Below are 25,720 nucleotides of genomic sequence, written 5' to 3'. Positions count from 1 at the left end.
GTGCAGCGCGCGGGCGCTGCGTCGTTGCCGTGCGCGGCTCGCGCCGGTAGTCAATGTCCCATTCCGCTTCGTCGGCTCGCACGAAGCCGTGTCGTTCGGAGAAGCGGTTCGAGTCGCCATCGCGCAATGCGCCGACACGAACGGGCATCCGGTGTTCGCCGGCTTCGGCAAAACGCTCGCGCAGCACGGCGGCGCCGATGCCCTTGCCCTGTTGCTCGGGCGCGATGGACCGGTGATCGCGCCGCCAGCGATCTGCCGCCGGGCGAACCACGTCGAAGCGCACGCACGCCTTGCCGGCTTCGATGAAACGGCAGAACGCCGGGGCGAACGACGCGAGAAACCGGTCGCGCGCACGCTGCGGATCGAAACGACCGATGCGCTCGAGGCGGTCGCGCATCGCGGCGATGCGGATGGCGACGAGGTTTCGGCATCGGATTGCGCGACGGGGACGAAGGTCGGGTTCATCGGCTGGCGGGATGCTCGGAAGCAAGTGCTCGGCGTGGCGGCGCAGCGCTGCCCGGGTGCCGAGGGCGAACATCCGCGCGTGTCGATGCGTTGCGCTCGCATGGTCGGAAATCGCGGGTACTTGCCGCCCTCGTCTTCGAAAACGCCGTGCCGCCCCTCCCACGTCGGCGCGCACCAGCTTGTCTGCGGCGCGGTCGAGATTGCCGAATTCGAACTGGGACGCCCCGCGCGTCAAATGCTGGGACGGGTTGCCGATTGCATTGGGGAAACGCCTCGCGTAACCGGAATTGTCACGTCCCGCAGTGATCAGCGTGACGACGCGGACCTCGATAACACTTCGTCTCGATGCCGCTCCTATAAGGGAAACTCCGTAAAGCGTCAGGTTATCAAACGAGATTAACTTATATCAAACAAATTTTGACGTCGAATTATGTTCCTGATATGTTTTTTGCACTTGCAAAGCACAACCCGGCTGCGTGGGTGCTCGTCGAAAAAGTTCGTGCACGTCGCCTGTGACTGAACGGGACTCTCAATCAGTCTGCAAGGACGGCCGGTATTTCCGGCTCGCTTGTTGTCGCAGGTGGCGCATGGTCCGGTTCCCGCATCGCTGACCTCGCTCGCAGGAACTGCGCGAGCGTGAAGCACGGTGCTGCAGTACTTCTTCGAAATGCCATCGGAGAAGCGTCTGGTTCAGCACGGCGATCCGCCCGCGCTATTCGGCTGTGCGGATTCGGTACCGCAGTTCGCCCGGATTACGAATACGGCAGAAGGCAGGACAAGTCGACATGTTTAGCGTTTCACAACTAAAAATTTTAAGGACGCCAAAATGAGTAAATTCAGCAAGCCGATCTGACGAATATGACACCGGTCGTTGCGGCCGAGGCGACGCGCGGGCCGTGCGCCGTCACCTGCATTCGAATACAACACACGCCGTTTCAATCCACCCCGAAACTATTCCTGACAGTGACATGCAGATGAAAAGCAAAATAATCAACGTCAGCGTTATCGCTTTTGCCGCCTTCGCAGCATCTTCGGCAGCAATGGCACAGTCGTCAGTCACCCTGTATGGCATGCTCGATGCGGGCATCGGCTACACGTCGAACGTCAATGGTCACAAGCGGTTCGGCCTCGATGGCGGTGCAGCCGGGTCGAACAAGTGGGGCCTCAAGGGGCAAGAGGATCTCGGCGGCGGCCTCCAGGCGGTCTTCAAGATCGAGAATGGTTTCAACATCTCGACAGGCGGCATTGGTGGTCAAGGGCCTATTGGTTCCACGCGTTCGCTGTTCAACCGCCAGGCCTACGTCGGCCTCGCGTCCGATCGGTACGGTACCCTGCGTATGGGGCGCCAGCTTGACGCCGTGACGGAAATGGTTCAAGGCCTCACGGGTGACGCCATTTCGGCGACGACATTCTCGACGCCAGGCGACGTCGACAACAACGACAACACGACGAACCAGAACAGCGCCGTGAAGTACATTTCGCCGATCATCCACGGCTTCCAGGCTGAAGGCGCGTACTCGTTCGGCGGCGTTGCCGGCGCAATGGGTTCGGGTCAATCGTGGTCGGCGGCTGCGACCTACGCTCAAGGCGGCCTGACGGTCGCCGGCGGGTACTTTCACGCAACGAACCAGGGTGAGAACGGCTGGCTGAACGCAACGGCGCAACCGAGTTTCGGCGGCGCGCTGGGCTATCCGAGTTCGGGCTACAACGGTGGCAATGCGTTCAAGAGCGCGGGCATCGCGCAAATCGCGACTCAGTACCAAATTGGGCCGTATACGGCTGGCTTGCGCTACTCGAACGCCCAATACCAGGGCAACAACGGCCAGCCGTCGATCCACTTCAACGTGCTGGGGGCCCTCCTGCAGTACCGGGTCACGCCGGCGCTGTCGCTGGCTACCGGGTACACCTACGTGTACGGTTCCGCAGCCACCCCCACGCAAGCTGCCGAAGGTCGCACGATGGCGTCGATCAACCAGGTGTCGCTGGGTGCAACGTACTCGCTGTCGAAGAGCACCGCGCTGTACGCGATGGGGGCCTACGTCCATGCTCAGGGCGCTCAGGCTTCGGCTGCCGACTTCGGCGCCACCTCATCGGGCGGCAACCAGGTTCAGGTCAACATCGGCATGTTCCACGGTTTTTGATCGCCACCCCGGAAGTCCGGAGTAATGGCCGCATTACTCCGGCAAAGAACACTTCTGCCGGCAGGGCTGTACGTCAAACATCCGGCTCGATGATGCGCAGCACATCAGTCTCGCCGGCCTCGAGCGTCGAAAGCCAGGCGACGCGACAGGACACACGCGGCGCCCCTCGGCGAGATCGCGCTTGATCGGCGGCGGCGATGCCGGCACCACGCCCAGCCCCTCGACGGCCGCGCCGAGCTGAAACGTGGCGCCGGGAAGACGACGGCGGGCCAGGTTCATTGGATCGCGGGTTCGTGCGGGGCCACTGCCCGTGTGGCGATGCAACGCGACACGGGACGTCGGTTGCGAACGACCTCGTCAGGGTGCCTCGATGCCTTCCGCCCGCGTGGCCAGGAATCGCAGATACTTGTCGTCCTCGTCTTCGAACAGCTCCGGCCCGCCGCCCATGTAGGCGCGCATCAACTCATCCGCGGCGCGGTCGAGATCGCCGAGTTCGAACTGGCACTGGCCGAGCCTCAAGTGCAGGAACGGGTTGCCGATCGCATTGGGGAAATGCATCGCGTGGCCGAGATTGTCGCGGCCGGCCGCGTAGTCTTCCTGGAAGAAATTCGCGTCGCCGATGGCGGCCATCAACCAGGTGCCGGCCTCCCAGTTGGTCTTGGGCTCGGGAAGCAGATCGAACGCCTCCCAGTACTTCGCCAGCGCGCCTTCGAAATCCTCGTCTTCCGCCAACGCGTCGCCTGCCTCGCTCAGCGCGCCGATGCGCTCGTAAAGTGCGTTGTCGAGTTCTGCCATGGGGGTCCTTGTCCGGGAGAGGGAAGTGGCGTCGTGGTGCGAACGGGGGCGATGCGATCGTGGTGTCGCCCGCTCCGCCCATCGTCGATGTCTGGTTGGCTCAACAGCCCAACAGTGACGCAGCATACCCGAGCAGAGTGAAGGATGTGCGTCGGTTCCCGGTGTATCCACCCGGTTTGTACAGAATGATCGTCACGGCTGCATGGCGTTCACTCGCACGATCACCCTACGGCACAACGGCGCGACCGGAACCGTGACGGCCACGTCGGCGCTTTGGCTACAGCAGGCAGCACGAGACCGGCATGCTCACGAACTCACGCATTCCGGCACCACGGGGTCGTTGCTGCCCGTGTAGATGAATCCGTCGGAGATCCATTGATTCGAGTCGAGTCGATACCAAAGCCGCGTAGCGCCCCAGTTTCCATTCACGGAGTCGCCGTACTGGTGGCAAGCGAGCTGCACGGTGCGCCCATTCTCGAGCGAACCGACAATCGGCGCCGACAACGAAGGCGCGCTGCGCAGATTCGCCGGACCCGGTGCCTGTACACGTGCGCTCACGGGCGTGGGCGGATCGCCGGAATCCGCGCTCCCGTAGTTGACCAGCCATGCCTGCGGGGAGACGCGCCGCTGATTTCGAACCGCGTATCCCGAATACGGCGCAGTATCCTCGAAGAATTGCCAGCCGCCGATCGTCATGCCATTGACGGACACGTCATTGCCATCCTTGCTCAATGAAAAGTGAACATGCGGCCCCGTCGTTTGCCCGCCGCACGGCAAGCCGTTTCCGACGCTGCCGAGATATTCCCCCTGACGGACACGCGTGCCGCTGTTCAGCGACGTCAGCTGGACCATGTGGTAATAGGTCGTCGCATAGCCATTGTCGTGAACCACCTTCACGATTGCGCTGCCGTTGCGCTCGCAGCTCTTGTAAAGATAGCCGTCTCGCGCCGCCAGCACGCGGCCGTTACCCCCCGAGAAATCGAGGGAATTGTACGGCCTGCTTTGTCCGGACCAGCCGTGTGCGCCGCCGGTCCAGTACCACCCGGCATTCGATTCCCACGGCAACGCAAGGCCCGGTTGCGGCAACGCAGCCGACCGTGGTGCAAGCGCGGTGCGCCGTGACGCCAGATTCTTCCGCTCGTCGGCCGCGAGCAGTGTGGGGGGCGCCGCATCGAGCAACGCTCCGAACGTGCTGCTGCCCTCCACACCTGCGATCCACCGGCCATTCACGTTGCGTGCAATGAACAGCTTCGTGACGGGATCGGCAGATTCGTCATCACGCAGAATTTGCGTCGCAGTGCCAAATACCCACCCGGAAACGTCGTCGGTTCTTATTGCCTCGACCAGACTGCTGTCCGACTGGGCCGGCAGTTTCAGCGTCTTGCCCGACCGGGATTCAAGCGCCTCGTCGACCGAGCGTTGCAACGACGTCTCGATTGGCACCGCATGGGCGGTTTCGGCAAGGCTGGCTGCAATCAGCAGAATTCCAATGATGGATTGAATCGAATTCAATGCAGAACGACCTGATGAATTGCGCATAGTTAAATTCACCACGTATGGAGTTTTCAAGAAAATCATGACGACAGCCTCAAGCCTACCTCATTCATCATTCATTGCAAGGAAAATGCAATATAACCGAGCCAATTTCCCAATAGCCTGCTTCGGCTGAAATTCTTGACGCGATAATTTCACAATGATTTAAATGACCTTGAAACCGGAGTCGGTCGATATTGAATCATCTTGGGGGCCTGAATGGATTTTCCACGATTCAATTCGGCTTGATCGAACACGCTCCGCTCATGCATTTCCGCCCAAGCCAATGCCTCTCGCCACCGAGGGATGAAGGTGGCGCCGTGATGTGCGTTCACCGCCGCACGCAACCATTCCCTCGTCATTTATAAGCCGCGTCGAAATCACTCCATTCTCGCGACGTAGCGCTACCGCCTTGCGAATAACAATGAGGCTTGATGCCGCTCATATTTTTGCCACTGCGCAATTGCATTTAATTGATTTGACGAGGCGAGCATTCGCGCCTCGCGGTCGGTTCACGTAGCGGGTCACCAGGTGGCGCGCCCGGCAGGCTTTTAACTGCGAAATGGCCTCGATCGTTGCCCACGATCCCGCACCATGAAGCAGTCGGTCTCGATGAGCACGCCCCGTCGCCGCGAACTTCCGGGCAAGCGGCGGCCCCTCCGTGCTCCTGCAATAAATGTGTTTCGTCACGGCATCGCGGTGACGGCGCCGCTGGAGTGGCGGCGAACCGCACCCGAGGTGGACTGCGCCACGTCACATGCCTGCCTCGCAAGCCACGATGCTGAGGCGACTCGCGCATGAGTCTTGCGGCAACATGAATCGAGCGCCTTGAAGTACCGATCGCCAGGTCGCGAAACGAGAAGCATCCTGACCGGCTTTTCCCGCTCGATCGCGAACCCGAAAAATGGCGCCCCCGCTTCGGCTGCCAGATGCGCCTCGGGCCGACCTGGATACCCGTCTTCAAAGCTGCAACAGGCGCACGCAGCATCAGGTCCGACGGAGGCGTCGACCCAGCCACCCGCATCCCCCCTTCTCCATGACGACAGCGCGCCCCACATTGACATATCGGTAAATCTCGATATACTCGCGCCATGGACTTGCTCGAAATCTTCAAAGCTCTCTCGAACCGGACGCGCCTTGAAATCCTGAAGGGTTTGAAGGATCCCGCGAAGCACTTCCCTCCGCAGGACGAGGGGGACGTTCATACGGTGGGCGTCTGCGTCAGCAGCATTCAGGAAGGTGTCGGTTTGTCGCAGTCCACGGTGTCCGATTATCTGGCCACACTGCAACGCGCCGGCCTGGTCGAAGTCAGGCGCATCGGCCAGTGGACCTACTACAAGCGGAACGAAGCAGCCATCAGTGCCCTTGCCGCGAGCATCGGCAAGGACCTGTAATTTTTTGCCCCATGATATCGACATTTCCCGATATCCCTTTTTATCGAAACGAGGATGTGCGATGAAAGCAATGCAACTCAAGTCGTTTGGCGGCCCGGAATCGTTCGAACTTTGCGACGTGCCCACGCCGGTGCCGCACGCGGGACACGTGCTGGTCCGCGTACATGCCACCTCCATCAATCCGCTGGATTACCAGGTCCGACGGGGCGACTATCGCGACCTGGTGCCGCTGCCGGCCATTACCGGGCATGACGTCTCCGGCGTGGTCGAGGCAGTCGGCCCGGGGGTGACGACCTTCTCCCCGGGAGACGCAGTCTGGTACACCCCGCAGATTTTCGACGGCCCGGGAAGCTATGCCGAGTACCACGTTGCGGCAGAAGGCATCGTCGGGAAGAAGCCGTCGTCGCTGAGCCATCTTGAAGCGGCAAGCCTGACCCTGGTTGGCGGGACGGCGTGGGAAGCCCTGGTCGTGCGCGCGGCATTAAGAGTCGGGGAAAGCATTCTGGTACACGGCGGCGCGGGCGGCGTCGGTCATGTGGCGATCCAGCTCGCCAAAGCCATCGGTGCAAGGGTGTTCACGACCGTGCGCGAAACCAACTTCGCGTTCGCGCGAAGCCTGGGGGCCGACGTGGTGATCGACTACCAGAAGGACGATTACGTCGATGCCATCCTGCGGGAAACGGGCGGCCGCGGCGTCGATGTCGTGTTCGACACCATTGGCGGCAACACCTTGTCGCGTAGCCCCGACGCGCTCGCGCAACTCGGCCGCGTCGTGACGATCGTGGACATCGCACAGCCGCAAAACGTCCTTCAGGCCTGGGGCAAGAACGCGAGTTACCACTTCGTTTTCACACGGCAGAACCGCGGCAAGCTCGACGAGTTGAGCGCGTTGGTCGAGCGCGGCCAGTTGCGGCCACACGTGGGCGCCGTCTATTCGCTTGCCGACATTCCGCTCGCCCATGCCCGGCTGGAGAGTCCTGACAACGGTGTTCGGGGAAAAATCGCGATCGCGGTTGCGCCGTCTGCTCAGCTCGTTTCCGGTCAGCACCGGAACGAATAGCCGAACCGTCATAGGCCACCCGGACGGGGGAGCTACGACCATGAAGCGGGCGTTCCGGCTCGACGTTTCGAAGCCGGCGCGCCCCGCGACACGCTCCCCCCGGCGTCCGGGTGATAAGCTCGACATCGACGCGCCGTTGCGCGTCCCCCGTCACCCTGCCGCCCCTACGCCGCCCACGAGCCCGCTCATGCCCATCGCCCCTTCCGCCGTCTCCGCCTTCACCCCGACCGGCAAGCTCCGCGCGTCGATCAACCTCGGCAACCCGATCCTCGCGAATCGCGACGCTGCCACGGGCGAACCCTTCGGCGTCTCGATCGACCTCGCGCGCGCGTTCGCCGAGCGCCTGTCGGCCGAACTGGAACTCGTGGTGTTCGACGCCGCCGGCAAATCGGTGCAGGCACTGACTGAAGAACGCGCCGATTTCGGCTTCTTCGCGGTGGATCCGCTGCGCGGCGAAACCGTCGCGTTCACCGCGCCGTACGTGCTGATCGAAGGCTTCTATCTCGTGCCCGACGCTTCGCCGATCCGGACCAACGACGACGTCGACCAGCCGCACAACCGCGTGGCCGTCGGCAAGGGCAGCGCATACGACCTGTTCCTCACGCGCGAACTGAAGTCCGCCCAGATCGTGCGCGCACCGACGTCGCCGGCTGTCGTCCCGACGTTTCTCGAACAGCGGCTGGAAGTGGCGGCCGGCGTGAAGCAGCAGCTCGAAGCCGACGCCGCGAAAACGACCGGCCTGCGCCTGCTCGACGAGCGCTTCATGGTGATCCGTCAGGCGATGGGCGTGCCGAAAAGCCGCGGCGATGCGGCCGCAACCATGCTGAATGCATTCGTCGAAGAAATGAAAGCGTCCGGCTTCGTCGCCGATTCCCTGCGTCGGCACGGCATCACGGGCGCGTCCGTCGCGCCGGCCGCCTGACCGGCCGCCGCATGACGAAATAAAAACGGCCCCGGTGTCCGCCAAGACACCGGGGCCGTCGGCTGACCGGCAAGGTCGCGCTCAACCGACGCGCGCTTCTCCCTGCCGCTCGGCCTCACCCTCAGCCGAATCCGTACGCGCCAGCACCGGCTTCAATGCCTGCCCCGTATGGCTCGCGCTCACCTTCGCCAGCGCTTCCGGCGGCGCCGCCGCGACGATCGTGCCGCCGCCCACACCGCCTTCCGGCCCGAGATCGATGATCCAGTCGGCTTCCGCGATCACGTCGAGGTCATGCTCGATCACGACGACGCTGTGCCCTGCATCGACGAGCCGGTGCAGCACGCGAATCAGCTTCGCGACGTCCGCCATGTGCAGGCCGACCGTCGGTTCGTCGAGCACATACAGCGTGTGCGGCGCCTTCTGGCCGCGCCGCGTGATGTCGTCGCGCACCTTCGTCAGTTCGGTGACAAGCTTGATGCGCTGCGCCTCGCCGCCGGACAGCGTCGGCGACGGCTGGCCGAGCGTCAGATACCCCAGCCCGACGTCCTTCATCAGCTGCAGCGGGTGCGCGATGTTCGAGATCGGCGCGAAAAACTCCACCGCCTCGTCGATCTCCATCGTCAGCACGTCCCCAATGTTCCGGCCGCGCCACGTGACGGCGAGCGTCTCCGGGTTGAAGCGCTGGCCGTGGCACACGTCGCACGGCACCTTCACGTCGGGCAGGAAGCTCATGCCGATCGTGCGTACGCCCTGCCCCTCGCATGCGGGACAACGCCCGTCGCCGGTATTGAACGAGAAACGCGACGCCGTATAGCCGCGTGCGCGCGCCTCCAGCGTGTCCGCGAACAGCTTGCGGATCGTGTCCCACACGCCGATGTAGGTGGCCGGACACGAACGCGGCGTCTTGCCGATCGGCGTCTGGTCGACTTCGAGCACGCGATCGATCTGCTCCCAGCCGCTCAGCGACTCGCAGCCCTGCCACGCATGCGTGACGTTCAGCGACGGCCGCGGCGCGCTGCGCGCGAGCACGCTCGAGCGGCGGTTGGCTGCTGGCGCGTCCTGCTGCGCGGCCTTGCGCGCCCGCCGCGTGGCTGGCGACGACAGCACCGAGCGGCCGACCGCGTCGAGCAGGTTCGTCATCAGCACGTCGCGCGCGAGCGTCGATTTGCCCGAGCCGCTGACGCCCGTCACCGCGACGAGCCGCGCGAGCGGAATACCGACCGTGACGTCGCGCAGGTTGTGCAGCCGTGCGCCGTGCACGGTCAGCCACGCTTCCGGCACCGCGTCGCCGCCCTTCTTGCCGGGCAGGCTCACGCTGCGGCGCGGCTGCAGCGGATGCGTCATCGGCTGCGCGAGCAGCCGGCCCGTGACCGAATCGGCCTGCGCGGCAAGATCGGCGACCGCGCCCTGCGCGACCAGCGTGCCGCCGCGCTTGCCGGCGCCCGGGCCGACGTCGATGATGTGATCGGCGCGGCGGATCGTGTCCTCGTCGTGCTCGACGACGACGAGCGTATTGCCCTTGTCGCCGAGCTTGCGCAGCGCATCGAGCAGGATCTGGTTGTCGCGCGGATGCAGGCCGATCGTCGGCTCGTCGAGCACGTAGCAGACACCCTGCAGGTTGCTGCCGAGCTGCGCGGCGAGCCGGATGCGCTGCGCTTCGCCGCCCGACAAGCTCGGCGCCGCGCGGTCGAGGCTCAGGTAGCCGAGCCCGACCTCCTCGAGAAACGCGAGGCGGCTGCCGATCTCGCTGACGATGTCGCGTGCGATCTGCGCATCGCGCCCGGTAAGTTCGAGCGCGTCGATCCAGCGGCGCGTGTCCGACACCGTCCACTGCGCGACCTCGACGATCGGATGCGCGTCGAACGTGACCGCGCGCGCCGCAGGGTTCAACCGCGTGCCGCCGCAATCCGGGCACGGTTCGTTGCCGACGCCTTCCGGTTCCTGCTCGTCCGACGGCAGCGTCTGCTCGCGGCCGCGGCCGTCCTCGGCGAGCACCGTGTCGTCGTACGCCGCGCGCTGTTCGCGCGTGAGCGTGACGCCAGTGCCGACGCAGGTCGTGCACCAGCCGTGCTTGCTGTTGTACGAGAACATCCGCGGGTCCAGCTCCGGATAGCTCGTGCCGCACACCGGGCACGCACGCTTGACCGACAGCACCTTGACCGTGCCGACGCGCGCGGTCGACCGATCGCCCTGCATCGCATCGTGCAGCCCGTCGAGCGGCGCGAGCAGGTGCATCACGCCCTTGCCAAGCTCGAGCGTCTCGTCGAGCTTGCGCCGCAACTCGGCCTCGTTGTCCGGCGACACGACGACATCGGCGACCGGCAATTCGATCGTGTGCTCGCGGAAGCGGTCGAGCTTCGGCCACGGATCGACCGGCACGAACTCGCCGTCGACGCGCAGATGCGTGTTGCCGCGCGCCTTCGCCCATTTCGCGAGATCGGTATACACGCCCTTGCGGTTCACGACGAGCGGCGCGAGCAGCCCGACGTGTTCGCCGCGATGATCGCGCAGCAGCTGCGCGGCGATCGATTCGACCGATTGCGACGTGACCGGCGTGCCGTCGTGGATGCAATGCTGCAGGCCGAGCTTCACATACAGCAGCCGCAGGAAGTGCCACACTTCGGATGTGGTCGCGACCGTACTCTTGCGCCCGCCGCGCGACAGCCGCTGCTCGATCGCGACGGTCGGCGGAATGCCGTACACCGCATCGACTTCGGGGCGCCCGGCCGGCTGCACGATCGAGCGTGCGTACGCGTTCAGCGATTCGAGGTAGCGGCGCTGCCCTTCGTGGAACAGGATGTCGAACGCGAGCGTCGACTTGCCGGACCCCGACACGCCGGTGATCACGTTGAACTTGCCGTGCGGAATGTCGACGTCGAGCGCCTTCAGGTTGTGCTCGCGCGCGTTGACGATCCGCACGACGTCCTCGCCTTCGATCGCACGGCGCTCGCGCGCCGCATTCAGCACGGCCTGCAACGGCACGCCTTCGTCGGCGAGCGCCGCTTCGGCATCCATCGCGCGGTCGTACTGCAGCAGCGCCACGCCCGTATGCGATTCGGCGCAGGCCTTCACGTCGTCGGGCGTGCCCGCGCACAGCACGAGGCCGCCGCCGTCGCCGCCTTCCGGGCCGAGATCGATCAGCCAGTCGGCCGCGCGGATCACGTCGAGGTTGTGCTCGATCACGATCAGCGAATGGCCGGCCGCGAGCAGCTTGCCGAACGCCTGCATCAGCTTCGCGATGTCGTCGAAGTGCAGCCCGGTGGTCGGCTCGTCGAACATGAACAGCTTCGCGCGGGCGACGCGCGCTTCTTCCGTCGCGACCCGGCGCCCGTTGGCCGCCGCTGCGGATTCGGCGAGGAAGCCGGCGAGCTTCAGGCGCTGCGCCTCGCCACCCGAGAGCGTCGGCACCGGCTGGCCGAGCTTCACGTATTCGAGGCCGACATCGACGATCGGCTGCAGCACGCGCAGCACCTCGGCGTCGGTCGCGAAGAACGCGGCCGCTTCGCTGACGGTGAGGTCGAGCACGTCGGCGATGTTCAGCGCACGGCCGTTGCGCTCGATGTGCACTTCGAGAATCTCGGCGCGGTAGCGGCTGCCGTCGCAGTCCGGGCAGCGCAGGTAGACGTCGCTCAGGAACTGCATTTCGATGTGTTCGAAGCCCGAGCCGCCGCAGGTCGGGCACCGGCCGTCTCCCGAGTTGAAGCTGAACGTGCCGGCGCCGTAGCCGCGCTGCAGCGCGAGCGGCGCCTTCGCGAACAGCTTGCGGATCTCGTCGAACGCGCCGACATAGCTCGCCGGGTTCGAGCGCGTGGTCTTGCCGATCGGCGACTGGTCGACGAACACGACGTCGCCGACCTGGTCTGCACCGGCGAGGCTGCGGTACGCGCCCGGCGACTCGGTCGCCTTGCCGTGGTGCCGCGCCATCGCCGGATACAGCACGTCCTGCAGCAGCGTCGATTTGCCGGAGCCGGACACGCCCGTCACGCAGACGAGCCGCTGCAACGGAATCTCGACCGTCACGTCGCGCAGGTTGTGTTCGCTCGCGCCTTCGAGCACGATGCGCGGCGTATTCGCGTCGACCGCCCGGCGCGCCCAGTTCGATGCATGCGCGACCTGCTTGCGGCCGCCGAGATATTCGCCCGTCAGCGTATGCGCCGAACGGATGTCGGCCGGCGTGCCGTCGTAGACGATCGTGCCGCCGCGCTCGCCCGGGCCGGGCCCCATGTCGATCAGCCGGTCGGCCGCGAGCATCACCGACGGATCGTGCTCGACGACGACCAGCGTATTGCCCGCATCGCGCAGCCGCTGCATCGCCTCGACGATCCGCGTCAGATCGCGCGGATGCAGCCCGATACTCGGTTCATCGAGGACGAACAGGGTTTTGGTCAGCGACGTGCCGAGCGCCGTCGTCAGGTTGATCCGCTGCACTTCGCCACCCGACAGCGTGCGGCTTTGCCGGTCGAGCGTCAGGTAGCCGAGCCCCACGTCGCACAGGTATTTCAGGCGCGTGCGCACCTCGGCGAGCAGCAGCTTCAACGCATCGTCGAGCAGCGCGCTCGGCAGGCTGATGTCGTCGAAGAAGCGGCGGATGCGCTCGATCGGCAGCAGCATCAGGTCGTGCACGGTCAGGCCCGGCAGCGCTTCGAGCTGCGTACGGTTCCAGCCGACGCCGCGCGGCATGAAGCGGCCGGCCGGCGCGAGCACGCCGTCGGCGTTCTCTTTCGAGCCGAGCCGCCACTGCAGCGATTCCGTCTTCAGGCGCGCGCCGCCGCAGACGTCACACGGCGTGTAGCTGCGGTATTTCGACAGCAGCACGCGGATGTGCATCTTGTACGCTTTCGATTCGAGGTAGCCGAAGAAGCGCTTCACCCCGTACCACTGGCTCTGCCACTTGCCGTTCCAGTCCGGCGAGCCGTTGACGACCCAGTCGCGCTCGGCGTCGGTCAGCTCGGACCATGCCACGTCGCGGCGGATGCCGGCTTTCGCCGCATAGCGCATCAGGTCGTCCTGGCACTCTTTCCATGCGGGTGTCTGCATCGGCTTGATCGCGCCGCCGCGCAGCGTCTTGCGCGCGTCGGGAATCACGAGGCCGAGATCGACGCCGATCACGCGGCCGAAGCCGCGGCAGGTTTCGCACGCGCCGTACGCCGAGTTGAACGAGAACATCGCCGCTTGCGGCTCCGCGTAGCGCAGGTCGCTGTCGGGATCATGCAGCCCGGTGGAGAAGCGCCACACCTGCGGCTCGGCGATCGCGTTTTCCGCCTCCGGGGCAAGCACGTACACGTTCACGCGGCCGCCGCCGCGCTTCAGCGACGCCTCGATCGCCTCGACCACCCGCACCTTGTCGGCCTGCTGCACGCGGAAGCGGTCGGCCACGACGTCGAGCACCTTGCGCGGCCCGGTGGCCGACGCGACTTCGCGCTGCGCCTGCACGCGCGTGTACCCGCTCGCCGACAGCCACTGCGCGATTTCCTCGTCGGACACCGCTTCCGGCAGCTCGACCGGGAACGTGACGACGACGCGCGGATCGTCCGCCTGCGTGCGCGCGACGAGATCCGCGTAGATCGTCTCCGGCGTGTCGTGGCGCACCTGCCGCGCGGTCTGGCGGTCGAACAGCTCGGCCGCGCGCGCATACAGCAGCTTCAGGTGATCGTTCAGCTCGGTCATCGTGCCGACGGTCGAACGCGAGCTGCGGACCGGGTTGGTCTGGTCGATCGCGATCGCGGGCGGCACGCCGTCGACCCGCTCGACCTGCGGGCGGTCCATCCGGTCGAGGAACTGGCGTGCGTACGCGCTGAAGGTTTCGACGTAGCGCCGCTGCCCTTCCGCATACAGCGTGTCGAACACGAGACTCGACTTGCCGGAGCCCGACGGGCCGGTGACGACCGTCATTTCGCCGGTGCGCAGGTCGAGATCGAGATTCTTGAGGTTGTGCTGACGTGCTCCGCGAATGCGGATCAGATTGCTGGATGACAATTTGCCTGCCCGTCTGAATGAGTTAGCCGGAATTCACGGTGCCGGAACGCTGCGGCGGATACCCGCAGGCGCGGCGCACGTGCCGCAAGGGTTGCACCTGTGCGGCTCGAGTTCGACGGGTACTATACTGTATATTCATACAGTTTTCCATGACGACCCTGCGGACGTCATGGGCAGGCGGCCGGGAAGCCGCCGGCAAAGGAATCAACGGAAGAAGAGTGCCCGCATGCCGAACGTGTGATGCGCTTCGGCCGCCATCAGCACCATGAGCACCAGCAGGCACAGGGGCGGAATCAGGATCGCGTACACCAGCGCCAGCCGCTCCCACATCATGTGCATGAAGATCGACACGATCAGCCCGGCCTTCGCGATCATGAGCACGACGATCAGCACCCAGCGCAGCAGGCCCTGCACGCGGAAGTAATCGACCAGGTACGACATCGTGCTGAGCAGGAACAGCAGACCCCAGATCTTCACGTAGAGGCCGACCGGATGCTGCTGGCCGTGCGCGGCGCCGGGTCGATCGGCGGGATCGAAGTGGTCCATGGCCTGCCTCACCACAAATAGAACAGCGCGAAGATGAACACCCACACCAGGTCGACGAAGTGCCAGTACAGGCCGGCGATCTCGACGATCTGGAAGTTGCCGTGCTCGCTGAACCCGGGCTGCAGGATCTTGCGTGCGACCAGCAGCAGGTAGATCACGCCGCAGGTCACGTGAAAGCCGTGGAACCCGGTAATCGTGAAGAAGCACGCGCCGAACTGCGCCGCGCCCAGCGGGTTGCCCCACGGCCGGATCCCTTCGTGGACGATCAGCTTGGTCCATTCGAGGGCCTGCATCGACACGAAGGCCGCGCCCAGCAGCGCGGTCGCGAGCAACAGCGCGCCGGCGCGCCTGGCATTGCGCCGGTAGCCGAAGTTGACGGCCATCGCCATCGTGCCGCTGCTGGTGATCAGGATGAACGTCATGATGGCGATCAGCAGCAGCGGCACATCCAGCCCCCCCACCGTGAGCCCGAACACCTTCGACGTGTCGGGCCACGGCGCCGTGGTCGAGATGCGCACCGTCATGTAGCCGATCAGGAAGCTGCTGAAGACGAAGGTGTCCGACAGCAGGAAGATCCACATCATCGCCTTGCCCCACGGCACCTTGAAGGCTTCGCGGTCGGCCGACCAGTCCGTGACGATGCCGCGCCAGCCGTCAGGCCCGGCATCGTCCGGCGGGGAAGTCCCGGATTCGGTGGGGAGCAAGGGCGAGGTCACGGCGCGGCTCCATACAGCGGCCCGCAGATGGCGGCAACGATCCCGGGGGTGAGCCACCACATCGCCGCCAGCAGCACGAGCCAGACGGCGAGCAGGAAATGCCAGTAAAGGGCGCACAGCGCGACGGCGCGCCGGGCCTGGAACGGGTCCGCGCGCCGGAGCGTCGAAAGCGTCACGGCCCAGGCCGCCAGCCCGCCCAGCACATGCAGCCCGTGCAGCCCCGTCAGCAGGTACAGGAAGCTGTCGGACGGATTGACGACGACGGTCTGCCCGGCCGCCGACAGCAGGCGCCAGGCGGTCAGTTGCCCGGCCACGAATACGGCCGCCAGCACGCCGCCGCACACCAGCCATGCCGTGCGATGCAGGATGAGTTGCCGCGCACGCTGCATGGCGAGGCTGGCCAGCGCCAGCGCAACGGTGTTCCACCCGAGCAGCGCCGGATGCGGAACCGGCTGCCAGTCGGGTTCGCGCATGCGCATTGCATAGGCGAGCAGCAGCAGCGAAAACAACGTCGTGGCGACCGCCATGAAGACCATCAGGCCGACGCGGCCCGCATCCGGCAGGCCGGGTCGCGCATCGGGAACGATGGGGCGCGGCAGCGTGGTCATTCGCGGGCCTCGCCGGGTTGAAGCGTCGGATGCGCCGGTTCGGGCGACGCCGCGGGCGGCCGGTTTTGCGGGACGAAGTCTTCCGCCTGCCCCGGCGGGCTGTATTCGTATGCCCAGCGGTAAACCACGGGCAGCGCGGCACCCCAGTTACCGTGCGCGGGCGGTGTTTGCGGCGTCTGCCACTCCAGCGTGGTGGCCCGCCACGGGTTGCCGTCGGCGCGCTTGCCGCGCACGAGGCTCCACGCCAGGTTGAACAGGAACAGCAACTGTGCCGCCGCGACGATCAGCGCAACGACGGTGATGAAGGTGTTGAGCGTCTGTGCCGAATGCGGAATGAAGCTGTAGCCCTGATATGCGTAATACCGTCGCGGCATGCCCAGGATGCCGAGATAATGCATCGGGAAGTAGATCGCATAGGTCCCGACGAAGGTGATCCAGAAGTGCGCGCGCCCGAGCGTGTCGTCGAGCATGCGGCCCGTCACCTTCGGGTACCAGTGGTAGAGACCGCCGAACACCACCAGGATCGGCGACACGGCCATCACCATATGGAAGTGCGCGACCACGAAATACGTGTTCGACAGCGGAATGTCCACGCTCACGTTGCCGAGGTAGAGCCCCGTCAGCCCGCCCAGCACGAACGTGCTGATGAAGCCGATCGCGAACAGCATCGGCACGGTCAGGTGGATATCGCCGCGCCACAGCGTCAGCACCCAGTTGTAGACCTTGAGCGCGGTCGGGACGGCGATGATCAGTGTCGTGGTCGCGAAGAAGAAGCCGAAATACGGATTCATGCCGGCGATGAACATGTGGTGCGCCCAGACCACGAAGCTCAACGCGCCGATGATCACGATCGCCCACACCATCATCCTGTAACCGAAGATGCTCTTGCGCGCGTGCGTGCTGATCAGGTCCGACGCGATGCCGAAGGCCGGCAGCGCGACGATGTAGACCTCCGGATGCCCGAAGAACCAGAACAGGTGCTGGAACAGCAGCGGGCTGCCGCCGGCGTGCCTGAGCGTCTGCCCCATCGACACCACGGCCGGTATGAAGAAACTGGTGCCGAGCGTCCGGTCGAGCAGCATCATCACCGCCGACACGAACAGCGCCGGAAACGCCAGCAGCGCCATGATGGTCGCGATGAAGATGCCCCATACCGTGAGCGGCATGCGCATCAGCGTCATGCCGCGCGTGCGCGCCTGCAGCGTGGTGGTCACGTAATTGAGGCCGCCCATGGTCGCCGCGACGATGAAGATCGCCAGCGACACGAGCATCAGCACGATGCCCCACTCCACGCCCGGCGTGCCCGGCAGGATCGCCTGCGGCGGATACAGCGTCCAGCCCGCGCCGGTCGGCCCGCCCGGCACGAAGAAGCTCGCCAGCAGCACCAGCACCGCCACCAGGTAGACCCAGTAGCTCAACATGTTGAGAAACGGGAACACCATGTCGCGCGCGCCCAGCATCAGCGGGATCAGGTAGTTGCCGAAGCCGCCCAGAAACAGCGCCGTCAGCAGGTAGATCACCATGATCATCCCGTGCATGGTGACGAACTGGTAGTAGTGGTTGGCGTCGATGAAGGCGAACTTGCCCGGGAACCCGATCTGCAACCGCATCAGGTCCGACAACACGAGGCCGACCAGGCCGATGGCGATGGCCGTCAGTGCATACTGCACCGCGATCACCTTGTGGTCCTGGCTCCAGACATAGCGGGTCCAGAAGCTGTGCGGGGCGTGGTCGTTCTGCGCGTAGGGCATGACATCTACTCCGTCAGGGCTGCGCCGCGGCGCTGGCAGGCGGCCCGCCTTGTGCCTTGATGTAGGCCACCAGCGCAGTCAGTTCCTGGTCGCTCAGGTCGAAGTGCGGCATGATCGGCGAGAAGCCATTCACGACGCGTGCCGTCGGGTCGCGGATGAACGCCCGCAGATAGGCTTCGTCCACCTTCGCGGTGCTGCCGTCGGCCATCGTTTCGGTCTTGCCGTACAGGCCCTTCCAGGTCGGGCCCACGCGCGGACTGCCGTCGACGGTATGGCAGGCGACGCAACCCTTGGCCGCCGCGAGCGTCTTGCCCAGGTCGGCAAGTGCCTGCGCGCTGCCGCCGGCAGCGGCGGGCGCTGCCTGCACCCTGGCCTGCTGACGTTGCGCGAACGTGGTCTGCTGCGCCAGCCAGCGCGCGAACGATGCTTCGTCTTCCACCACCACCACGCCGCGCATGCTCGAATGCCCGATGCCGCAGAGCTGCGCGCACAGGATGTCGTAGCGCCCTGCCTTGGTCGGCGTGAACCAGAAGGTGGTCACCATGCCGGGCACCATGTTCATGCGCGCCCGGAACGGCGGGACGTAGAAGTCGTGCAGCACGTCGCGCGACCGAGTCAGGACCTGGATCGGCCGGTTGAGCGGCAGGTGCACCTCGGGCGTCTCGACCAGGTAGTTGTCGCGGCCGTTCGGGTCGGCCGGGTTCAGCCCGAACGGATTGTCGTTGCTGATGTAGCGCACGTCCGTCGTGCCCAGCTTGCCGCCGGGGCCGGCGAAGCGGAAGCGCCATTGCCATTGCTGGCCGAGCACTTCCATCTGCAGCACGTTGCGCGGCGGCCGGATGTAGTCCGCGTAGACGAACAGCCCCGGCGCCAGCAACGCCGCCACGCCGGCGGCGGTCAGGCCGATCAGCCACCATTCGAGCCGCCTGTTGTGCGGCTCGTAGGCGGCGCGATGCCCGCTGCGATGGCGGTAGCGCACCAGTGCGATCGCGATGAACAGGTTGATGCCGATGAAAAACACGCCGGTAATGACGAGCGTGATCGTCAGCATGTCGTCCATGCGCACCCAGTTCGACGCAATCGGCGTGATCCACCAGGGGCTGGCAAAGTGAAACCCCACCGCCAGCATGACGATCAGAATCAGGGCAATCGCAAGCGCCACAGGCCGCCTCACTGCATGTCACTCGCCGGAGCCGCAAACACGTGCGCCAGCGTCGTCGTGCCGCCCCGCCGTTCTTCGTCTTGTTTTCGCCGGCAGTCCGCCAGGACCGATTCGCCTGGCGTTGTTAGCGGCCCTAAAGAAAAGGTAGTTCGCTCCCCGGCATCGTTCAAGACAGCGCATGGGCGACGCGTGCCGCCGTACGAACCGCTCGCAAGACGACGTCGAATGGTTGCGTCGCGTGCGGCGACGCCGTGCGACGCGGCCGCCTCCGGCACGGGTTGCCGACGCGGCCATCGCCGGATGAGCGCCGGCTGATCAGGGCCGGCGCATCGGGAAAAACGCGCCGCGTCAGTCCGCGGCGTGCTGCGTGCGTCGCCGTTCCAGCATGCCGTACGTAACCGCGGCCACCACGCCGAACAACAGGTTGGCCAGCAAGGGTCCGGAACCTCGTTCCGAGATGAACCACGGGAACACGGCCGTCATCACATAGAAGTTCCAGCCATACGCGACGATCCCGAACGCGAGCCCGATGACCGCCTCCATGCCCACGCTCGAATCGAAGCGAAACGGCGCCATGATTGCGGCGAGGATCATCCCCATGATCGCGCCGAGCACGTAGTGCAGCAGCAGCGCCATCGCGACGATTTCGAGGCTGAATTGCGACAGCTGACCGAGCGCGCTGCGACCCATCACCATCGCCGCGATCTTGTGGGTCGGTTGCCACGGGCTTTCACCGATCACCAGGGTCGACCAGAAGAATTCCAGCGCGATCACCAGCGCGCCGCCCGCAAGACCGGCCACGGCAGCGCAGAGCCAGTCGGGCGTCCGCCGCTCCCAATGGTGTGATTGAATGTGCAGTTCCATACGACCTCCTTGCTGACGGTTCCACCTCAGCACACAAGTTCAGAAGGCGCCACGCGCGTCAGGCCGGAAGCACGTCCGTTGCGCGGTTCATCAGGGCAGACAGGCGAGCGAACGCACGGGTCGCCAACCCTGCGCGGTGCGTGGCACCACGACACGCAGCACCACGTTCGGCATCGGCGTGTCACGCAGGCAATTGGCGCGCGGTGTCGTTCCGTTCGCTCACCGGGCGGGAACGAGGCTGATGCACCGTAACGGGCGGGGCCCGTCACGCCGGTCCCAGCGCGCGCCACGCAGCAACGCCCGAGTCGGCTGCATCGAGACGCAAGCGCCCGTCGCCCCGGGCCACGGCTATGCGATAACGCGTCAGGAAATACGCGTCGACGCGCTCGGGCGCCGTGCCTGCCGGTATTCGCGTGTCAGGGGAAGATCGGTGTCGTAGGCTCGCCACCCTCCAGGTCCGCCCGCGGGAAATGCTGGGCGACCATCTCCTCGATTTCCTGCTCTCGCAATCCCGGCACGTCGGCCATGATCAGGATCTGGCCTTCCTTGATCGCTTCACGAAATCGCTCGAGTCGCGCATTCGGCTCGGCGATGCCGATCATCGCGGCCGTCCACGCGCCGAAGCCTGCCCCCATCACCGTCAACGCGACGACGGCGCCGCCCGCGATCACGAGCTCCGCAGGAGGAAACACCAGCGCGACGAGGCCGATCAGCGCCCCCGTTGCGCCGCCGAATGCGACGCCGCGCTCCAGCGCGTGCACGACATCGCTGCTTTGCAGCAACGATGCTTCGGGCAACTGATCGAGTGTGACGCTGTGATTGGCGAGGACGTGGATATGTCGCCAGATGATGCGCGCGCGCAGCAAGTCATCGACGATCGCCTTGGCCATCTGCGTATCGGGTACGAGAAAATAAAGGCGTCTCATGTTGGCACCCCTTTTTGCCGTCAACTACTCTTTCCATTCTATGTCAGCAACGGCAACGTGGTAGGTGCACGCTGGGCCATTCGCCCCTGATTGACGCTATCCGCATTTGCGCAACGGCTCCAGCAAGTCCCTCAGGCCGTTGTGATCGATTTCGTGCATCAGCGCAAGCTGACGGCCGATTTCGCCGCGCGGAAACCCCTCGCGGGCAAGCCAGTTGAGGTAAGGCCCGGGCAGGTCGGCAATGAGCCGGCCCTTGTACTTGCCAAAGGGCATCGTGACGGTGACGAGGTGTTCGAGGTCTGGGGTCTGCATGCGCGTATTGTGCACGGCTTTCCACTCCTGTCGCGCGCCGGGCCGACAGGCGACGCGGCGAACCGTCCGGCAACGACCTCGCGGAAAAGGTCGTTGCGAACCGCCCGCGCTCCCTTTTCCGGCCTGCTAGACTGGAATTCCCCCCTGCAAACGATGGAGGGAATCATGTTGTCCGTCTACGTCGTGAAGACCGGCGAGCAGTTCCTCTGCACCGCCGAAGATGGCGATATCGGCATGGCACCGGCGGTTGAAGATGCCACGTCGTTTCGTTCGTATGAGGAAGCGGAAAAGGCGGCGCACGTGCATGCCGATCCCGGGTACGAAATCGTGGCCGTTTGCGTGCTGAGACACTGACATCGCGCCCGCTGCCGGGGGCCTTGCTTGCCCGCCTCCGGACACTGCTTCATCACGCGCGCGGTCGCCGCGCAATCGAACAAGGCCGGCCGCGGCCGATCGACGCCTGCGCCGCTCGAACGGCGCGACACATCGGGCATGCGCCGGCCGCAGCGTCGAAGGCGGCACGGCCGGCGGGGCCGCTCAAGCCCCGGCAGCCGTCGCGTACGCAACGCATTGGCGAGCGAGCACGTCGGTCGGATCGACCAGCGTCGCACGCGCACCGTTCGGCGCGACGTATTCGCGGCCCGGCAGCAGGATCGGAAGCTCGGTGCAGCCGAGAACGATCACTTCGACGCCGTCGGCAATCAGTGCCTCGACGGCGGCGCCGATATCCGCTTTGCACTGGCCGGTCGTAAAGCCGGCCTTGACGCCACGCTCTCCGTAGATCGCCTGCATGACGCGCGCCTGCAGCGCCGGTTCCGGCGTGACCTGTCGGAATCCGTACGATTCGAGCGCCTTTTCATACACGCCGCTTTCGATCGTGCCCGACGTTGCCAGCACGCCGACTTCGCACAGCCCCGGATACGCGTCGCGCAGATGGGCGGCCGTGACGGTCAGCATGTTCACGATCGGAATGCCGAGGTGCGGTTGAACCCGCTCGACAAACGCGTGCGCGGTATTGCACGGAATCGCGATGACATCCGCCTCCCCTTCCTCGAGCCTCCTGCACGTCGCATACAGCGAGATCGTGGGGTCCGTACCGTCACCGACGAGGTTCGCCGTCCGATCCGGAATTTGCGGATTCTGTTCGACCAGCAACTTGATATGCTCCTGATCGCGCGAAGCCGGTGTGTTCCGGACGATCTTGTCCAGGAAGTCCACTGTCGCGGCCGGCCCGACGCCACCGACGACCCCGATCTTGAACACCGGCGCGCGGGCCCCGCATCGTGCCGAAACCGCGTACTGCGCATACGCGAGATTCGAATCGATCAGCGGTATCCGCCGTGGCCCGATTTCGTCCGCGACGAGCGCGATCTCCGTCAGCCCCGGAACGATGACCTGCGCGCCCTGGTCTGCCAGATCCTCGCAGGCGTCGCGCAGCAGTTCGACCGGCCGGCCGCGAAGATGGCCGCGCTTGATGCCGTCCGGCCCGTAGATCGCCTCGGTAACGGGGTCGACATCGCCGCGCGGCCGCGGATAGACGATCTCGAACTGCGGCGACGGGAAATACCGGTCGAACAGCCCGTCGGCCCGCACATAGTCCGAAGCCAGCACGCCGATACGGGTGGTGCCGGGATACGTGCGCTGCACGTGGCTGCGAACGGCTTCGACGATATCCACGATCGGCAGGCGCGTATTGGCCTTCAGTTCGTCGATGAAGGTGTGGCTCAGGAAGCACGGCAACACCACGGTCGTCACGCCGCGTTTCTCGAACGCGCGGATCATGTCGAACACGTACAGCTTGCGCGCCGTCGTCGCCGCGCTGCCCGAACCCGAACCCCTGAACGGGTGCTGCTCGAAGATCAGATCGACATGATCCTCGTCGGACGACGCAGGTGTCGCCCTCACCAGCTTGAAGAACACGTCGGCGCTTCCCAACGGCCCGAGGCCGCCGACCACGCCGAACTTCCGTCCCGTGCCTGCGATTTCCCGGCGCGTCATGCGTTCAGCTCCTGCGAATCGAACGCGGCGCCATCCGGCTGCGCGGCCCGCGCGCCTTCCCACTTCGCGATCACGGCCGTCGCCACGCTGTTGCCGATCACGTTCGTCATCGTGCGGCCCATGTCGAGCACCTGGTCGATCGCCAGGATCATGGCCACGCCGGCGGCCGGCAAATGGAACATCGGCGCGACGGCCGCGACGACGACCACCGATCCGCGCGGCACGCTCGCCATGCCCTTGCTGCTCAACATCAGGATCAGCAGCATGAATACCTGCTGCGAAAGCGGCATGTGCACGCCGAACGCCTGCGCGATGAAGATGGCCGCAAACGCCTGATACATCATCGAACCGTCCAGGTTGAATGCATAACCCAGCGGCAGCGTGAAGCCGACGACCTTCTTGTCGACGCCGAACTTCTCGAGCTGCTCGGTCAGGCGCGGATACGCCGCTTCGCTGCTGGCGGTCGAAAACGCGATCAGCGCGGGTTCGCGCACGGCCTTCAGCAGCGCTCCCACGCGCCGCCCGAGAAACAGGTATCCGGCGCCGATCAGGATCGTCCAGAGGACGAGCAGCCCGAGATAGAACGCGCCGATCAGCTTGCCGTACGTGTAGATCACGTCGAGCCCGCGCAGCGCGACTGACGACGCAATCGCACCGAAGACCCCGAGCGGTGCCGCGCGCATCACGTAGTTCGTCAGGCGCAACATCACGGGAACCATGCCGTCGATCGACCGGATGACGATGCCGACGCGTGCATCGTGCTTCAGCGCGCTCAGCGCGACGCCGAGAAAGAGGGAGAAGACGAGGATCTGCAGGATGTCGTTGCGCGCCATCGCATCGAGCAGGCTGGTCGGAAACGCGTGCGTGATCACGTCCCTGGCGTTCAGCGCCGCGGTATTCAACCCGAGGTTGGCCTCGCCCGCGGTTTCCGCCAGGTTCAGTCCGGCTCCCGGTTGCAACGCGTTGGCCATGACGAGGCCGAGGCCCAGCGAAACCAGCGATGCGCAGAGGAACCACGCAACCGAGCGCAGGCCGATGCGCCCGACGTCTTCGCCGCCGTCCATGCCGGCCAGACCGGAAACGAGCGTCACGAACACCAGCGGCGCAATGATCATCTTGATCAGCCGAAGAAAGATGTCCGTCACGATCGAGAAATAACCTGCGATCGTCTTGAGCGTGCCCGGGTCCGCGATGCTCGTGTGACACGCATAGCCGGCCGCGACGCCGAGGATCATGCCGATTGCGATGCTTAAGGTAAGGCGATTTTTCATGTCCATCCGTCCTTGGGTGACACCCGACCGCCTGGAGGCGATGAGCGGGCGCTGCGATACGGGCCGCGCGACGCGGGCCATGCGTCACATTTGCCGTTGGAACGAATGGTAGGGACGGTCGAACACACCATGATGCCGGTGCATCATGGCGGTATGCGAGACTCGCATAAGGCGGGAAAACCCTAGCCGCGCCGCGACGGTTCGGCGCGCAGATGCTGCCAGAGCGTCTCCAGGAACTCGTTGCGATTGGACGCATCGCGATAGACGCGCAGCTCGATTTCGAGGTTCCATGCCGCCGGCCCGGCCGGTACGAGTTCGCCGGCCGCCAGCTCGGCGGCGATCGTGCTCCGCGGCAGCCACGCCACGCCCTCGCCTTCCATCACGAGCTTTTTCAGCACCTCGGCCATGTCCGATTCATAGTGCAGCTGCAACGCCGGCGCGTCGGCGGCACGATCGAGCAGCAACGCGAGGCAGCGCCCGAAGTAGCTGGTTTCCGTATAGGAGATGAGCGGCAGCGGTTGCTGCTTCGTTCCGGGAAGACGAAATGCGGGTGCCGACCGGCGGTTGGGCCGGCAGGCGGGCATCAATGTGTCGAGGCCGACCGTCAAGTGCTCGTATCTGACCGGATCCAGATGAAGCGGCAGCTCCGGATGGTGATAGGCGAACATGAGCTCGCAGTTGCCGTTGACGAGCATCAGGATCGAATCGTGGACGTTCGTCGGCACGACGCGTGCCCGCACCTCGCCGAAATGCGGCGCAAGCGCCTTGAGCCAGGACGGCAGGAAATTCAGCGCGATCGTGTGGCCCGCCGCGATCTGCAGGCTCTTGCCCGCGATGCGCTGCTCGGTGCGGATGATCGCCCGTGTGTCGAACAAGCGGCTGAGGACGTCTTCCGCCGTCTCGCGAAACAGCCGCCCTGCCGGCGTCAGCACCGGCGGAAAACTGCTGCGGTCGATCAGTTCGGCGCCGATCCATTGCTCGAGTGACTGGATGCGACGGCTGAAGCCCGACTGCGTGACGTTGCGGAACTCCGCAGCCCGGGAAAAGCTTTGATATTGAGCGAGGGCGATGAAATCCTCGATCCACTTGATTTCCATGTTTGCCTTGGAGGACTGCAACCGGATCGACTTGAAGCCGACCTGGGTCACGATGCTGGCCGGGATGGCGAAAAGTTTACGAGGCGGGCGCGCGATTCGTCAAACCGGGCGACTCGCGTCGCAACGCCGCGTTGCGAGAACTTGCGCCGCGCGCCTGCGCCGAATTCCAGGCGCGCCGAAACG

The 25,720-nt window shown here is 65.4% G+C and carries 19 protein-coding genes and 2 pseudogenes; 5 read left to right on the top strand and 16 right to left on the bottom strand.

What is annotated here, in order from left to right:
• Nucleotides 1-19: 19 nt before the first annotated feature.
• Nucleotides 20-465 (bottom strand): annotated as a pseudogene (locus ACWMMN_RS33875) (GNAT family N-acetyltransferase); the annotation flags it as partial.
• A 974-nt stretch (nucleotides 466-1,439) separates the two neighbouring features.
• On the opposite strand from ACWMMN_RS33875, the gene ACWMMN_RS33870 reads away from it, so the two are divergent.
• Entirely contained in the window at nucleotides 1,440-2,606 is a 1,167-nt protein-coding gene (locus tag ACWMMN_RS33870) for a porin (RefSeq protein WP_486424488.1), read from the top strand.
• A gap of 126 nt (nucleotides 2,607-2,732) precedes the next feature.
• Here ACWMMN_RS33870 and ACWMMN_RS33865 read toward each other — a convergent pair.
• The 3 genes and pseudogenes from ACWMMN_RS33865 to ACWMMN_RS33855 form a co-directional block, all read right to left on the bottom strand.
• Nucleotides 2,733-2,846, bottom strand: a pseudogene (locus tag ACWMMN_RS33865) (LysR family transcriptional regulator); the annotation flags it as partial.
• Between the two features lie 117 nt (nucleotides 2,847-2,963).
• Complete coding sequence (locus ACWMMN_RS33860) at nucleotides 2,964-3,401, bottom strand: tetratricopeptide repeat protein (protein WP_059241364.1); 438 nt, start codon at nucleotides 3,399-3,401, stop codon at nucleotides 2,964-2,966.
• A 306-nt stretch (nucleotides 3,402-3,707) separates the two neighbouring features.
• Complete coding sequence (locus tag ACWMMN_RS33855) at nucleotides 3,708-4,979, bottom strand: peptidoglycan DD-metalloendopeptidase family protein (RefSeq protein WP_486424411.1); 1,272 nt, start codon at nucleotides 4,977-4,979, stop codon at nucleotides 3,708-3,710.
• A gap of 1,046 nt (nucleotides 4,980-6,025) precedes the next feature.
• Here ACWMMN_RS33855 and ACWMMN_RS33850 point away from each other — a divergent pair.
• The 3 genes from ACWMMN_RS33850 (at nucleotide 6,026) to ACWMMN_RS33840 (ending at nucleotide 8,310) form a co-directional block, all read left to right on the top strand.
• Nucleotides 6,026-6,328, top strand: coding sequence for an ArsR/SmtB family transcription factor (locus ACWMMN_RS33850; RefSeq protein ID WP_059241362.1), 303 nt, complete (start codon nucleotides 6,026-6,028; stop codon nucleotides 6,326-6,328).
• Nucleotides 6,329-6,389: 61 nt separating this feature from the next.
• On the top strand, nucleotides 6,390-7,388 hold the full coding sequence (locus ACWMMN_RS33845) for a zinc-dependent alcohol dehydrogenase family protein (protein ID WP_174992350.1): 999 nt from the start codon (nucleotides 6,390-6,392) through the stop codon (nucleotides 7,386-7,388).
• 187 nt (nucleotides 7,389-7,575) lie between these two features.
• Entirely contained in the window at nucleotides 7,576-8,310 is a 735-nt protein-coding gene (locus tag ACWMMN_RS33840; protein WP_174992349.1) for an ABC transporter substrate-binding protein, read from the top strand.
• 81 nt (nucleotides 8,311-8,391) lie between these two features.
• Here ACWMMN_RS33840 and uvrA read toward each other — a convergent pair whose 3' ends face one another.
• From uvrA to ACWMMN_RS33795, 9 genes are all read right to left on the bottom strand, one after another.
• Entirely contained in the window at nucleotides 8,392-14,286 is a 5,895-nt protein-coding gene (uvrA, locus tag ACWMMN_RS33835) for an excinuclease ABC subunit UvrA (protein ID WP_486424410.1), read from the bottom strand.
• 204 nt (nucleotides 14,287-14,490) lie between these two features.
• Nucleotides 14,491-14,832, bottom strand: coding sequence for a cytochrome C oxidase subunit IV family protein (locus ACWMMN_RS33830; protein ID WP_486424409.1), 342 nt, complete (start codon nucleotides 14,830-14,832; stop codon nucleotides 14,491-14,493).
• A gap of 8 nt (nucleotides 14,833-14,840) precedes the next feature.
• Nucleotides 14,841-15,548, bottom strand: coding sequence for a heme-copper oxidase subunit III family protein (locus ACWMMN_RS33825; protein ID WP_059241357.1), 708 nt, complete (start codon nucleotides 15,546-15,548; stop codon nucleotides 14,841-14,843).
• Nucleotides 15,545-16,156 carry a cytochrome c oxidase subunit 3 gene (locus tag ACWMMN_RS33820; RefSeq protein ID WP_059241356.1) on the bottom strand — a complete coding sequence of 204 codons (612 nt, stop codon included), beginning with the start codon at nucleotides 16,154-16,156 and terminating at the stop codon, nucleotides 15,545-15,547. The genes ACWMMN_RS33825 and ACWMMN_RS33820 overlap by 4 nt, the downstream gene beginning before the upstream one ends.
• On the bottom strand, nucleotides 16,153-17,907 hold the full coding sequence (ctaD, locus tag ACWMMN_RS33815) for a cytochrome c oxidase subunit I (protein WP_486424408.1): 1,755 nt from the start codon (nucleotides 17,905-17,907) through the stop codon (nucleotides 16,153-16,155). The genes ACWMMN_RS33820 and ctaD overlap by 4 nt, the downstream gene beginning before the upstream one ends.
• A gap of 13 nt (nucleotides 17,908-17,920) precedes the next feature.
• A complete protein-coding gene (locus tag ACWMMN_RS33810; protein ID WP_486424407.1) occupies nucleotides 17,921-19,069 on the bottom strand; it encodes a c-type cytochrome in 1,149 nt (382 codons plus the stop codon).
• Nucleotides 19,070-19,417: 348 nt separating this feature from the next.
• On the bottom strand, nucleotides 19,418-19,933 hold the full coding sequence (locus ACWMMN_RS33805) for a hypothetical protein (protein WP_059241353.1): 516 nt from the start codon (nucleotides 19,931-19,933) through the stop codon (nucleotides 19,418-19,420).
• A 416-nt stretch (nucleotides 19,934-20,349) separates the two neighbouring features.
• Nucleotides 20,350-20,859, bottom strand: a complete 510-nt coding sequence (locus ACWMMN_RS33800) for a hypothetical protein (protein WP_059241352.1) — start codon at nucleotides 20,857-20,859, stop codon at nucleotides 20,350-20,352.
• 96 nt (nucleotides 20,860-20,955) lie between these two features.
• Nucleotides 20,956-21,171 (bottom strand): DUF3820 family protein, encoded by a 216-nt coding sequence (locus ACWMMN_RS33795; protein WP_059241351.1) that lies wholly within the window; start codon nucleotides 21,169-21,171, stop codon nucleotides 20,956-20,958.
• 165 nt (nucleotides 21,172-21,336) lie between these two features.
• Between ACWMMN_RS33795 and ACWMMN_RS33790 the strand changes: the two genes are divergently transcribed.
• Nucleotides 21,337-21,525 carry a hypothetical protein gene (locus ACWMMN_RS33790; protein ID WP_034192021.1) on the top strand — a complete coding sequence of 63 codons (189 nt, stop codon included), beginning with the start codon at nucleotides 21,337-21,339 and terminating at the stop codon, nucleotides 21,523-21,525.
• Nucleotides 21,526-21,708: 183 nt separating this feature from the next.
• On the opposite strand, the gene cuyB is transcribed toward ACWMMN_RS33790, so the two are convergent.
• From cuyB to ACWMMN_RS33775, 3 genes are all read right to left on the bottom strand, one after another.
• Nucleotides 21,709-23,169, bottom strand: coding sequence for a cysteate racemase (gene cuyB / locus ACWMMN_RS33785; RefSeq protein ID WP_486424406.1), 1,461 nt, complete (start codon nucleotides 23,167-23,169; stop codon nucleotides 21,709-21,711).
• Nucleotides 23,166-24,440: a dicarboxylate/amino acid:cation symporter gene (locus ACWMMN_RS33780; RefSeq protein ID WP_174992345.1), complete on the bottom strand. Its 1,275-nt coding sequence runs from the start codon at nucleotides 24,438-24,440 to the stop codon at nucleotides 23,166-23,168. Before ACWMMN_RS33780 ends, cuyB begins: the two co-directional genes overlap by 4 nt.
• Nucleotides 24,441-24,622: 182 nt before the next feature.
• Nucleotides 24,623-25,537 carry a LysR substrate-binding domain-containing protein gene (locus tag ACWMMN_RS33775; RefSeq protein WP_059241349.1) on the bottom strand — a complete coding sequence of 305 codons (915 nt, stop codon included), beginning with the start codon at nucleotides 25,535-25,537 and terminating at the stop codon, nucleotides 24,623-24,625.
• Nucleotides 25,538-25,720 lie beyond the last annotated feature (183 nt).

It is taken from the genome of Burkholderia cepacia complex sp. TUM26381 (assembly GCF_057439935.1).
The sequence above is the reverse complement of the archived record's forward strand: the minus strand, read 5'-3'. Positions and strand labels throughout refer to the sequence as shown.

Excerpts from the sequence above, each read along its gene's own strand:
- ACWMMN_RS33870 (WP_486424488.1), top strand. The coding sequence starts at position 1,440 with ATGAAAAGCAAAATAATCAACGTCAGCGTTATCGCTTTTGCCGCCTTC.
- ACWMMN_RS33855 (WP_486424411.1), bottom strand. The coding sequence starts at position 4,979 with ATGATTTTCTTGAAAACTCCATACGTGGTGAATTTAACTATGCGCAAT.
- ACWMMN_RS33780 (WP_174992345.1), bottom strand. The coding sequence starts at position 24,440 with ATGAAAAATCGCCTTACCTTAAGCATCGCAATCGGCATGATCCTCGGC.
- ACWMMN_RS33860 (WP_059241364.1), bottom strand. The coding sequence starts at position 3,401 with ATGGCAGAACTCGACAACGCACTTTACGAGCGCATCGGCGCGCTGAGC.
- ACWMMN_RS33800 (WP_059241352.1), bottom strand. The coding sequence starts at position 20,859 with ATGAGACGCCTTTATTTTCTCGTACCCGATACGCAGATGGCCAAGGCG.
- ACWMMN_RS33795 (WP_059241351.1), bottom strand. The coding sequence starts at position 21,171 with ATGCAGACCCCAGACCTCGAACACCTCGTCACCGTCACGATGCCCTTT.
- ACWMMN_RS33850 (WP_059241362.1), top strand. The coding sequence starts at position 6,026 with ATGGACTTGCTCGAAATCTTCAAAGCTCTCTCGAACCGGACGCGCCTT.
- ACWMMN_RS33775 (WP_059241349.1), bottom strand. The coding sequence starts at position 25,537 with ATGGAAATCAAGTGGATCGAGGATTTCATCGCCCTCGCTCAATATCAA.
- ACWMMN_RS33845 (WP_174992350.1), top strand. The coding sequence starts at position 6,390 with ATGAAAGCAATGCAACTCAAGTCGTTTGGCGGCCCGGAATCGTTCGAA.
- cuyB (WP_486424406.1), bottom strand. The coding sequence starts at position 23,169 with ATGACGCGCCGGGAAATCGCAGGCACGGGACGGAAGTTCGGCGTGGTC.
- ACWMMN_RS33840 (WP_174992349.1), top strand. The coding sequence starts at position 7,576 with ATGCCCATCGCCCCTTCCGCCGTCTCCGCCTTCACCCCGACCGGCAAG.
- ACWMMN_RS33805 (WP_059241353.1), bottom strand. The coding sequence starts at position 19,933 with ATGGAACTGCACATTCAATCACACCATTGGGAGCGGCGGACGCCCGAC.
- ACWMMN_RS33790 (WP_034192021.1), top strand. The coding sequence starts at position 21,337 with ATGTTGTCCGTCTACGTCGTGAAGACCGGCGAGCAGTTCCTCTGCACC.
- ACWMMN_RS33820 (WP_059241356.1), bottom strand. The coding sequence starts at position 16,156 with ATGACCACGCTGCCGCGCCCCATCGTTCCCGATGCGCGACCCGGCCTG.
- ctaD (WP_486424408.1), bottom strand. The coding sequence starts at position 17,907 with ATGCCCTACGCGCAGAACGACCACGCCCCGCACAGCTTCTGGACCCGC.
- ACWMMN_RS33830 (WP_486424409.1), bottom strand. The coding sequence starts at position 14,832 with ATGGACCACTTCGATCCCGCCGATCGACCCGGCGCCGCGCACGGCCAG.